The 10,995-nt window shown below is 45.9% G+C and carries 8 protein-coding genes and 8 tRNA genes; 14 read left to right on the top strand and 2 right to left on the bottom strand.

Translation table 11 applies throughout. The features are described 5' to 3' along the window. Together L5M38_RS23310 and mutS are read right to left on the bottom strand one after the other, a co-directional pair. On the bottom strand, positions 1-188 hold a 188-nt coding region (locus L5M38_RS23310), incomplete at its 3' end, for a helix-turn-helix domain-containing protein (RefSeq protein WP_263177467.1). Between the two features lie 192 nt (positions 189-380). Next, on the bottom strand, positions 381-2,951 hold the full coding sequence (gene mutS / locus L5M38_RS23305; RefSeq protein ID WP_263180441.1) for a DNA mismatch repair protein MutS: 2,571 nt from the start codon (positions 2,949-2,951) through the stop codon (positions 381-383). Between the two features lie 402 nt (positions 2,952-3,353). Here mutS and recA point away from each other — a divergent pair, with 402 nt between their 5' ends. The 14 genes from recA to L5M38_RS23235 form a co-directional block, all read left to right on the top strand. Then, a complete protein-coding gene (gene recA / locus L5M38_RS23300; protein WP_105251812.1) occupies positions 3,354-4,421 on the top strand; it encodes a recombinase RecA in 1,068 nt (355 codons plus the stop codon). A gap of 17 nt (positions 4,422-4,438) precedes the next feature. Beyond that, positions 4,439-4,909, top strand: a complete 471-nt coding sequence (locus tag L5M38_RS23295) for a regulatory protein RecX (RefSeq protein WP_411569316.1) — start codon at positions 4,439-4,441, stop codon at positions 4,907-4,909. A 319-nt stretch (positions 4,910-5,228) separates the two neighbouring features. Further along, on the top strand, positions 5,229-7,853 hold the full coding sequence (alaS, locus tag L5M38_RS23290; RefSeq protein ID WP_263180439.1) for an alanine--tRNA ligase: 2,625 nt from the start codon (positions 5,229-5,231) through the stop codon (positions 7,851-7,853). Positions 7,854-7,862: 9 nt separating this feature from the next. Continuing rightward, positions 7,863-9,119, top strand: coding sequence for an aspartate kinase (locus L5M38_RS23285; RefSeq protein WP_006082603.1), 1,257 nt, complete (start codon positions 7,863-7,865; stop codon positions 9,117-9,119). A 118-nt stretch (positions 9,120-9,237) separates the two neighbouring features. Beyond that, entirely contained in the window at positions 9,238-9,435 is a 198-nt protein-coding gene (csrA, locus tag L5M38_RS23280) for a carbon storage regulator CsrA (protein WP_006082602.1), read from the top strand. 205 nt (positions 9,436-9,640) lie between these two features. Beyond that, positions 9,641-9,732, top strand: a tRNA-Ser gene (locus L5M38_RS23275). 22 nt (positions 9,733-9,754) lie between these two features. Then, positions 9,755-9,831, top strand: a tRNA-Arg gene (locus L5M38_RS23270). A gap of 44 nt (positions 9,832-9,875) precedes the next feature. After that, a tRNA-Arg gene (locus L5M38_RS23265) sits at positions 9,876-9,952 on the top strand. A gap of 86 nt (positions 9,953-10,038) precedes the next feature. After that, positions 10,039-10,115, top strand: a tRNA-Arg gene (locus L5M38_RS23260). A gap of 49 nt (positions 10,116-10,164) precedes the next feature. Next, a tRNA-Arg gene (locus L5M38_RS23255) sits at positions 10,165-10,241 on the top strand. Positions 10,242-10,290: 49 nt separating this feature from the next. After that, a tRNA-Arg gene (locus L5M38_RS23250) sits at positions 10,291-10,367 on the top strand. A gap of 45 nt (positions 10,368-10,412) precedes the next feature. Continuing rightward, positions 10,413-10,504 (top strand) — tRNA-Ser (locus tag L5M38_RS23245). Positions 10,505-10,607: 103 nt separating this feature from the next. Next, a tRNA-Arg gene (locus L5M38_RS23240) sits at positions 10,608-10,684 on the top strand. A 122-nt stretch (positions 10,685-10,806) separates the two neighbouring features. Next, positions 10,807-10,995: helix-turn-helix domain-containing protein (locus L5M38_RS23235; protein ID WP_263177467.1), on the top strand; the 189-nt coding region annotated here is incomplete at its 3' end.

Raw genomic sequence — 10,995 nt, 5'->3', positions numbered from 1 at the left:
AGGCCAGTCAGCCCATGGGTTAAATAGGCGGTGACCCAGCGATTGACACTGGTTCTACTGACCTTAAGCATGCTTGCGATGGCGGTACGAGAATGACCTTCAGTGAAATGGAGTAAGGCAAGATAGCGCATACGTTTGCGTGCACTTTTCTCCGATTTTACTAAGGCTGCGATGTGGGGATGATTCATATTTTGTATGATTAAAAACTGATGACCAATTAGATCACATAATTAATATAATTGGTATAATATCTGTCTTCTGGTGCTTTTCAGAGAAGCCATCCAGAAAATGTACTTAGTGTGAGATCACGTCATAAAGTAAAACGCCCACTATAGAGTGGGCGTTGTTATTTTTAGGCTTTTATTTAGATCACCTGATGTTTAGCTCAAGCGTTTCAGTTCATAGAGCAAATCAAGCGCCTGTTTTGGCGTTAAGTTATCGGGATTAATGCTACTTAATTTAGTTAAAGCTGGATTTTCAACCGGTTCAGGTAAAGCGAGTAAGCTTTGAATGGGCGTCCTCGTTCCTTCTGGTTGGTGATCGCGACTCTCCAATTGCTGCAATTTATGTTTCGCTGCTTTAATCACTTTGTTTGGCACGCCAGCAAGCGCCGCAACTTGTAAGCCGTAGCTTTTACTGGCGGCGCCTTCTTGTACCGCATGCATAAAGGCGATGGTATCTTCATGCTCAATGGCATCAAGGTGCACGTTATACACGCCTGTCATTAGCTCAGGCAATTGAGTTAATTCAAAATAATGGGTGGCGAATAGGGTCATAGCTCCGACTTGCTGGGCTAAATATTCCGCCGCCGACCAAGCTAGTGATAAACCATCATAGGTGGATGTTCCACGGCCGATTTCATCCATTAACACTAAACTACTGGCAGTGGCATTGTGCAGGATGTTGGCAGTTTCAGTCATTTCTACCATAAAGGTTGAGCGGCCAGAGGCCAGATCGTCTGATGCGCCAATACGGGTAAAGATGCGATCAATCGGGCCAATCAGGGCGCGATCTGCTGGAACAAAACAGCCAATGTGGGCCATCAGTGTAATCAAGGCGACTTGACGCATATAGGTCGATTTACCGCCCATGTTGGGTCCGGTGACAATCAACATACGTCTTTGATTGTGCAAGGTCACTGGGTTAGCGATAAACGGCGTTTGGCTAACACGCTCCACCACTGGGTGGCGACCAGCCTCTATCTGTACTCCGATATCTTGGCTCAGCTCTGGACAAGTGTAGCCTAAGGTTTCGGCACGCTCGGCAAAGTTACTCAGTACATCAAGCTCAGCCGCTGCTCTAGCAAAAGCCTGTAATTCATGCAATTTGGGCAGAATAAGATCGAACAACTGTTCCCATAACTGCTTTTCGAGTGCCAGCGCTTTACCTTGGCTCGAGAGGACTTTTTCTTCGTATTCCTTAAGTTCGGGCGTGATATAACGCTCCATATTCTTAAGTGTTTGGCGTCGTTGATAATTGAGCGGTACTTGTGAGGATTGCAGACGGCTCACTTCGATGTAATAGCCGTGTACGCGGTTATAGCCAACTTTAAGTGTATTGATGCCAGTACGTTCTTTTTCTCTGGCTTCAAGTTGTACTAAGTAATCACTCGCTCCTTCGCTCAGACCGCGCCATTCATCTAGTTCGCTGTTGTAGCCTTCACGGATCACCCCGCCATCGCGGATAAGCATAGGTGGATTATCGACTATCGCGCGCTCAAGTAGGGCTTGCTCAGCGGGGAACTCACCTAAGTGTTGGCGCAACTGGGTCGTGTGCGGTGCGCTCAGTGTACTTAAACTCAGTTGTAATTCAGGCAATAAGCCCAGAGCTTGACGTAAACGTGCAAAGTCCCTTGGACGGGCAGTGCGCAGGGCTAACCTTGCCATGATACGTTCGATATCGCCAAGTGCCTTTAACTGCTCATGCAAACCTTCATGGGCTGCGGTATCGAGGAGTTCAGTCACCGCCTGTTGGCGCGCCTTGATTTGCTTAGGATCTCGCAGCGGCTGATGGATCCAGCGTTGTAACATACGGCTGCCCATAGGCGTTGCCGTATTATCTAATACTGCCGCTAAGGTATTATCGCGGCCACCGGCAAGGTTTTGAGTTAATTCTAAATTACGGCGAGTTGCCGCATCGAGTACTATGCTATCGGTTTGATTGAAGCGGATAATGGCATTGATATGGGGCAGTGCCGTGCGCTGTGTGTCTTTGACATATTGCATCAAGCAACCCGCAGCCTGCAGTGATAAACGTGCATCTGCGATACCAAAACCATGCAAGTCTTTCGTGCCAAACTGGGCCAGTAGTAACTTGATACTCGTATCGTAATCAAATTCCCACTCGGGGCGACGGCGTTTGCCTTTAAAACCGTTAAGTAGACCTAGTTCGCCAAAGTCTTCACTGTAGAGAATTTCAACGGGATTAGTGCGTTGCAATTCTGCTTCTAATGACTCTCGCGTGTCGAGCTCTGCAATCACAAAACGTCCGGATGAAACATCTAATGTGGCATAACCAAAACCGACTTTACCTTGATAAACCGCGGCTAACAGATTGTCTTGGCGTTCTTGTAGCAACGCTTCGTCGGTTAAGGTGCCTGGTGTGACAATTCGCACCACTTTACGTTCTACGGGCCCTTTAGATGTCGCGGGGTCGCCAATTTGTTCGCAAATCGCAACTGATTGACCAATTTGAACTAATTTTGCAAGATAGCCTTCCACAGCATGGTAAGGAAGTCCCGCCATCGGAATAGGATCGCCACCACTTTTACCGCGCGCAGTGAGTGAAATGCCTAATAGCTCAGAAGCGCGTTTAGCATCGTCATAAAACAACTCGTAGAAGTCACCCATGCGATAAAACAGCAACATATCGTGATGTTCTGCTTTCATCGTCAAGTACTGACGCATCATAGGAGTATGTTTTTCTAAATCATCGGTATCAATTACATTCATTAAATCGTTATCGTCCGTTGTGACTGCCTAAAGGCGATACAGTTTGTGTGGTTAAGGGTGATTAAGCGCTATGGAAGCGGAAGACTGCTGTACAATTTTCAGCTAAAAAGACCACGCAAAATTTGTTGCGCCAATCTTAGCAATAATTTAGCGAAAATTGAGCCCTTAACGATGGATATTGATCAAAGGGAGCTATTATCTGATTTGATATTCGCTAAAACCTTGGCCATATTAAAAATCCTATCAGCTAAAAATAATTCAGTCACAGGTCTTGATACTGTATGATTGTACAGTATACTAGTCAGCAGAATTAAGACAAAAAGCGCGGCTTTTTGAATTACCCGTTTGTAAATTAAATATCACTTTTGACAGCTTAATGCTTGTCTTGATGAGGGAACAGGAATGAAGGTCGATCCAAATAAAGAGAAAGCACTTGCTGCGGTATTGATCCAAATTGAGAAACAATTTGGTAAAGGCTCCATCATGAAGCTGGGCGAAGATCGCTCTATGGATGTTGAGACCATTTCTACCGGTTCTCTGTCTCTGGACGTTGCTTTAGGTGCTGGCGGTTTGCCAATGGGTCGTATAGTTGAGATCTATGGTCCTGAATCATCAGGTAAAACAACACTGACTTTAGAAGTGATTGCCGCAGCGCAACGTGAAGGCAAAACCTGTGCCTTTATCGATGCAGAGCATGCGTTAGACCCTATTTATGCTAAAAAATTGGGCGTAGATATTGATAACCTGCTGTGTTCACAACCGGATACCGGCGAGCAAGCGCTTGAGATTTGTGATGCTTTAACTCGCTCAGGCGCTGTTGACGTTATCGTAGTCGACTCCGTGGCGGCATTAACGCCTAAAGCTGAAATCGAAGGCGAAATTGGTGATTCTCACATGGGCCTAGCGGCGCGTATGATGAGCCAAGCCATGCGTAAACTTGCGGGTAACTTAAAGCAATCTAACACCTTACTTATCTTCATCAACCAAATTCGGATGAAAATTGGTGTGATGTTCGGTAACCCAGAAACTACAACCGGTGGTAACGCGCTGAAGTTTTATGCTTCTGTTCGTTTAGACATTCGCCGCACTGGTGCCATTAAAGACGGCGATGAAGTTGTCGGTAACGAAACTCGCGTTAAAGTGGTGAAAAACAAGGTTGCAGCGCCGTTTAAGCAGGCTGAGTTCCAAATCCTTTATGGCCAAGGTATTAACCGTACTGGTGAGTTAGTAGACTTAGGCGTAGCCCATAAGTTGATTGAAAAAGCGGGCGCTTGGTACAGCTATAAAGGCGATAAAATCGGCCAAGGTCGTGCTAATGCTGGCAAATATCTGACTGAAAACCCAGCTATTGCTGCTGAAATTGACAAGACGCTACGTGAGTTGCTTTTGAGTAATCCGAGTGCCTTGGCTGCCAAAGCTGATGATAGTACTGAGGACAATATTGATTTAGAGACAGGCGAAGTATTCTGAGTCAGTCAGCCCATCAAATTGCGGTCGCGCTGTTAGCGCGCCGCGATTATTCCCGTTTACAAATCCGCGATAAATTGCTCGAAAAAGGTTTCGAAATTAACGATATCGAACCTGTACTCGATGCTTGCGAATCCTCCGGTTTTATTAATGATGCTCGTTATGCCGAACTGTTAGTGCGAAGCCACATCAGTCGAGGCCACGGTGCAATACGCATCCGCCAAGCAATCGCACAGAAAGGCTTATCTAAAGACTGTATTGAAGCCGCTTTGGTTAATTGTGATTGTGACTGGTTTGAGCTAGCAAAAGATAAAGCCACCAAAAAATACGGCATTCCCCGTGTGACAGAAGTGAAGGGCTCTAAAGCTCGGGATCTCATCGCAAAGGAAAAGGCCAAACGAGTGCGTTTTTTAATGGGCCAAGGCTTTAGCTACGATCAAATCACTTACGCACTAGATTCAGATCCCAATGATCTCGATGAAGATTATTAAATTTGGAGCTAAGACTGTAAAAGTTCATCTAAATATCATCAATGGGTATTGTCAATTTCATACTTCACATTAGACTCACTTGCTTAAATATTGTCCGTGCCGCGATAAACTTACGCCGTCTTTATTTGTGCTTTATCCTGTCGTTTTGCTTCTAGTGACTCTGGTGTGGGCGATTCACGCTAAAATATTAAATTCCTGATGTGTATATCACCAATCAAGACTGGTCGTCCTTCCTTAGTCTGCTTATAATGCTGGGCAAATAGAAATACGGCTAGCCTAAGGCGTAGCTGGTAATGCTTACCCAATTCAGGATGATTTCATGTATCAAACTACAGCAGAGCTCAGAAGCGCTTTCCTCGAATTTTTCCGCAGCAATGGTCATCAAGTTGTGGACAGTAGTTCATTAGTGCCAGGCAACGATCCCACACTTTTATTTACCAATGCAGGCATGAACCAGTTCAAGGACGTGTTTCTTGGCATGGACAAACGCAATTATACGCGTGCGACCACTGCTCAACGTTGTGTACGCGCTGGTGGTAAACATAACGATTTGGATAACGTTGGCTACACAGCACGTCATCACACCTTTTTCGAAATGCTAGGTAACTTCAGTTTTGGAGATTATTTCAAAGAAGAAGCGATTCGTTTGGGCTGGACTTTTTTAACTGAAACCTTAAAGCTGCCGAAGGAACGTCTGTGCGTCACTATTTATCAGACAGATGATGAAGCCTTTGAAATCTGGAATAAAAAAATTGGTGTCGCTGCCGAGAACATCATACGTATCGGTGACAATAAAGGTGCTGCATTTGCGTCAGATAACTTCTGGCAAATGGGTGATACCGGTCCTTGTGGTCCATGTACTGAGATTTTTTATGATCATGGTGATCATATTTGGGGCGGACGTCCTGGCAGTCCTGAAGAAGATGGTGATCGTTTCATCGAAATCTGGAACATCGTTTTCATGCAGTACAACCGTCAAGCATCGGGTGAAATGTTACCTTTGCCTAAGCCCTCGGTTGATACAGGCATGGGGATTGAGCGTATTGCTGCGATTATGCAGGGCGTACATTCTAACTACGAAATCGATATTTTCCGTACTTTGATTGCTAAAGCCGCAGAGGTCATTGGTGTTAGTGACTTATCTGAAAAGTCGCTGCGAGTCATTGCCGATCATATCCGTTCATGTGCATTTTTAATTGCCGATGGCGTTATGCCGTCGAACGAAGGCCGTGGTTATGTGCTGCGCCGTATTATTCGCCGCGCTGTTCGCCATGGTAACAAGTTAGGTGCGACCGAAGCTTTCTTCTACAAGCTGGTTCCGTCTTTGATTGCGGTGATGGGCGATGCAGCAAAAGGGTTAGCTGAGACTCAATCGATTGTTGAAAAGGCACTGAAAGCGGAAGAAGAGCAATTTGCCCGTACGCTTGAACGTGGTTTAGGTATTTTAGATACGGCCTTAAACGAGTTGAAAGGTGACACCTTAGACGGCGAAACCGTATTTAAGCTGTATGACACCTATGGCTTCCCAATGGATTTGACCGCTGACGTATGTCGCGAGCGCAACATCATTGTCGATGAAGCAGGTTTCGAAGTCGCCATGGCTGAACAACGTAGCCGCGCACAAGCTGCCGGTAACTTTGGTGCAGATTATAACGCTGCGCTGAAAATTGATGCTGAAACTGCATTCAGTGGTTATACCGAATTAGCGGGTCAAGCTAAGGTCACCGCGATTTATCAAAATGGTGAGTCAGTGACGGCGATCAAAGCGGGTGATGAAGCCGTTGTCGTACTCGATGTAACACCTTTCTACGCGGAATCTGGCGGTCAAGTCGGCGATAAAGGCCAATTGGTTGCGAATGGTATTGAGTTTACGGTAAACGATACGCAAAAGTATGGTCAAGCAACGGGCCATCAAGGTGTTTTGGCTACAGGTAGCTTGAGCGTTGGCCAAGTTATTGAAGCGAAAGTGGACAAAAAACTGCGTCACCGTACTCAGTTAAACCATTCTGTTACGCATTTACTGCATGCCGCACTGCGTCAAGTGCTCGGTACTCATGTCTCGCAAAAAGGTTCTTTGGTTGATCCTGAGCGCTTACGTTTTGACTTCTCCCATTTCGAAGGCGTAAAAGCTGCTGAATTAAAAGAAGTTGAAGAATTAGTTAACACTCAAATTCGTCGTAACCATGAACTTAAAACCGCTGAAATGGGCATAGATGAAGCTAAAGAGAAAGGCGCTATGGCACTTTTTGGTGAGAAATATGATTCACAAGTGCGTGTTGTGACTATGGGCGATTTCTCTATCGAATTGTGTGGCGGTACCCATGTGGGTCGCACTGGCGATATCGGCTTATTTAAAATCACCTCTGAAGCAGGTATTGCTGCGGGTGTACGTCGCATCGAAGCCGTGACTGGCGCTGCAGCTATGGCTTATGTGGCGCAGCAACAAGCTGAACTGGAAGAAGCTGCAGCCTTATTGAAAGGCGATGCCAACTCAGTGGTGGCTAAGTTAAAAGCGCAGCTCGATAAGATGAAGCAACTCGAAAAAGAAATGGCGCAGTTGAAAGATAAGCTAGCGGCGGCAGCGAGTGCTGATTTAGTGGGGGATGCCGTTGTAGTTAATGGCGTTAACGTACTGATCAAAAAATTAGACGGCGTTGAGGCAAGTTCATTACGTGGCTTGCAAGATGAATTAAAACAGAAATTGAAATCGGCCATTATCGTTCTTGGTACCGCGCAGGAAGGGAAAGTTAACCTGATCGCGGGTGTGAGTAACGATCTGATCGGTAAAGTCAAAGCGGGTGAGCTAGTCGCTATGGTCGCTGCACAAGTGGGCGGTAAAGGCGGTGGTCGTCCTGATATGGCTCAAGCGGGCGGTAGCCAGCCAGAAAATCTGGATGCGGCATTGGCTCAAGTATTACCTTGGATTACTGAGCGTCTAGCTTAAGAGGTTGCTGTGCCCCAAAAACGAAAGCTTAGTGGTAGCAAGCTTTTTGTGAAAAAGTTCGGCGGCACTTCGGTGGGTTCTATTGAACGTATCGAAGCGGTCGCTGAGCAGATTACAAAGTCAGCTCACAATGGTGAGCAGCAAGTTTTAGTCTTATCCGCGATGGCGGGTGAGACGAATCGCCTGTTTGCACTTGCAGCACAAATTAATCCGCGGGCCTCGGCGCGCGAGTTAGACATGTTAGTGTCAACGGGTGAGCAAGTGAGTATTGCTTTGATGTCGATGGCGCTACAACGTCGCGGCATAAAAGCGAAATCCCTTACGGGCGATCAAGTGCAAATTCATACAAATAGTCAATTTGGCCGCGCCAGTATCGAGCGAGTGGATACTGAATATTTGCAGTCTTTGCTTGCCGATGGTGTTGTGCCGATCGTTGCAGGGTTTCAGGGCATCGATCCTCAAGGCGAAGTGACCACCTTAGGACGCGGTGGTTCAGATACCACAGCAGTAGCCTTAGCGGCAGCGTTAGAAGCCGATGAATGCCAGATTTTTACCGATGTGGCTGGGGTATTTACCACAGATCCTAATATTGATAGCAGTGCACGTCGCCTCGATGTGATTGGGTTTGATGTGATGCTCGAAATGGCAAAACTCGGCGCTAAAGTATTGCATCCCGATTCTGTTGAATACGCCGAGCGTTTTCGCGTACCGCTGCGAGTATTGTCGAGCTTTGAAGCTGGGCAGGGGACGTTAATCCAATTTGGCGACGAGTCGGAATTAACGATTGCCTCGTTAGTGCAAGGTATCGCGATTAATAAGGCGCTGGCAACGCTGACGATAGAAGGGCTGTTTACCACCAGTGAACGCTATCAAGCGTTGTTAGGCTGTTTAACGCGATTGGAAATCGATGTGGAATTTATTTCTCCATTGAGGATCCATGAGGATGATCCTTCGGGTCGCGTCAGTTTTATGCTCGCTGAAGCTAAGGTCGATACTCTGCTTAATGAGCTCGAAGGCTTAAGTGAAAGCCTTGCTCTCGGGCCATTGATTATCGAACGTCAACGTGCAAAAGTATCTTTAGTTGGCAAAGGTTTACAGGCAAAAATGGGATTATTGACTAAGATGTTAGAAGTCTTGGGTAATGAAACTATTCATGCTAAGTTACTCACGACGTCAGAGAGTAAATTATCAACCGTTATCGATGAAAGGGACTTACACAAGGCGGTTCGGGCGTTACATCACGCTTTCGAGCTAAATAAGGTGTAATTAAATAACCGTTTGAGTATTGAATACTATTAATTTGTACTAAGCTGACCTTATAATAAGCCCATCTACCGGATGAGTGCCGTGTGTAAGCTGAATTAAGAAATAAAGGAGCTATCGAATGCTGATTTTGACTCGTCGTGTTGGCGAAACACTGATGATTGGTGATGAAGTCACAGTTACAGTGCTAGGGGTAAAAGGCAATCAAGTGCGTATTGGTGTGAATGCACCAAAAGAGGTTTCTGTTCATCGCGAAGAAATCTACCAACGCATTCAATCTGAAAAATCAGGTACACCATCGGAAGGTGGTAACTTTTAGTACCTTGTTTTGGCAAGCGTACTACGGCAACAGAAGAGTCAGTTTTTTAACTGGCTTTTTTATTTTTTAGACCGAAAGATTGGCGTAAATCAATACATTGGCTTGATATAACAGCAATGTGATTAAAAACAGTTCAAATGGAATCTGTTTCGGAAAAAGGGTTTGACTTATTTTCGTCAAACAGTAATATGTGCGCCAAGAAAACGGAGAGGTGGCCGAGTGGCCGAAGGCGCTCCCCTGCTAAGGGAGTATGGGCTTTAACTCCCATCGAGGGTTCGAATCCCTCCTTCTCCGCCATTTCTTAAAGATAGAAAACAGTGCGCGTGTAGCTCAGCTGGATAGAGTACCTGGCTACGAACCAGGCGGTCGGAGGTTCGACTCCTTCCACGCGCACCATTTTTTATTAGTGTTTGATGTAAAAGTAAATTCAGATACAAGTCGCGCGTGTAGCTCAGCTGGATAGAGTACCTGGCTACGAACCAGGCGGTCGGAGGTTCGACTCCTTCCACGCGCACCATCTCTGCATTAGTTAATCTTTAACTCATCAGTTTTGAATTTCATAAGAAATTTTGTAGATAATTGCTTATAGCAAAGAGTTAAAATGCGCGTGTAGCTCAGCTGGATAGAGTACCTGGCTACGAACCAGGCGGTCGGAGGTTCGACTCCTTCCACGCGCACCAATTTAGATTAATATGATTTAAATCATATTAATGTTTTACCGTTTGACATGCGCGTGTAGCTCAGCTGGATAGAGTACCTGGCTACGAACCAGGCGGTCGGAGGTTCGACTCCTTCCACGCGCACCAATTTAAATTAATATGATTTAGTTCGTATTAGTGTTTTACCGTTTAACATGCGCGTGTAGCTCAGCTGGATAGAGTACCTGGCTACGAACCAGGCGGTCGGAGGTTCGACTCCTTCCACGCGCACCAATATAGTTAACGAGATACGTCTTGTTGATTTAAAGCGTTAAACGCGGAGAGGTGGCCGAGTGGCCGAAGGCGCTCCCCTGCTAAGGGAGTATGGGCTTTAACTCCCATCGAGGGTTCGAATCCCTCCTTCTCCGCCATTCTATTCTCTTAGTCGAGGGGAATAGAATAAAGTTGCGAGATAAAAGTGCTTATCCTAGACTCAATATTGATTGGATCTGTTAGAAGTACAAAAACGAGTTTGCGCGTGTAGCTCAGCTGGATAGAGTACCTGGCTACGAACCAGGCGGTCGGAGGTTCGACTCCTTCCACGCGCACCATATAGATAAGCCCTGCAAGCAATTGCAGGGCTTTTTTATTCTTTGCATGATTAGTTTTGGTTTAATACCAATTATATTAATTATGTGATCTAATTGGTCATCAGTTTTTAATCATACAAAATATGAATCATCCCCACATCGCAGCCTTAGTAAAATCGGAGAAAAGTGCACGCAAACGTATGCGCTATCTTGCCTTACTCCATTTCACTGAAGGTCATTCTCGTACCGCCATCGCAAGCATGCTTAAGGTCAGTAGAACCAGTGTCAATCGCTGGGTCACCGCCTATTTAACCCATGGGCTGACTGGCCTT

The organism is Shewanella sp. SM101, from assembly GCF_025654465.1.
Taxonomy (GTDB): Bacteria; Pseudomonadota; Gammaproteobacteria; order Enterobacterales; family Shewanellaceae; genus Shewanella; species Shewanella oncorhynchi.
This window is presented reverse-complemented; position numbering and strand designations above follow the sequence as displayed.

Coding starts and splice junctions, on each gene's coding strand:
- alaS (WP_263180439.1), top strand. CDS start 5,229: ATGTATCAAACTACAGCAGAGCTCAGAAGCGCTTTCCTCGAATTTTTC.
- recA (WP_105251812.1), top strand. CDS start 3,354: ATGAAGGTCGATCCAAATAAAGAGAAAGCACTTGCTGCGGTATTGATC.
- csrA (WP_006082602.1), top strand. CDS start 9,238: ATGCTGATTTTGACTCGTCGTGTTGGCGAAACACTGATGATTGGTGAT.
- mutS (WP_263180441.1), bottom strand. CDS start 2,951: ATGAATGTAATTGATACCGATGATTTAGAAAAACATACTCCTATGATG.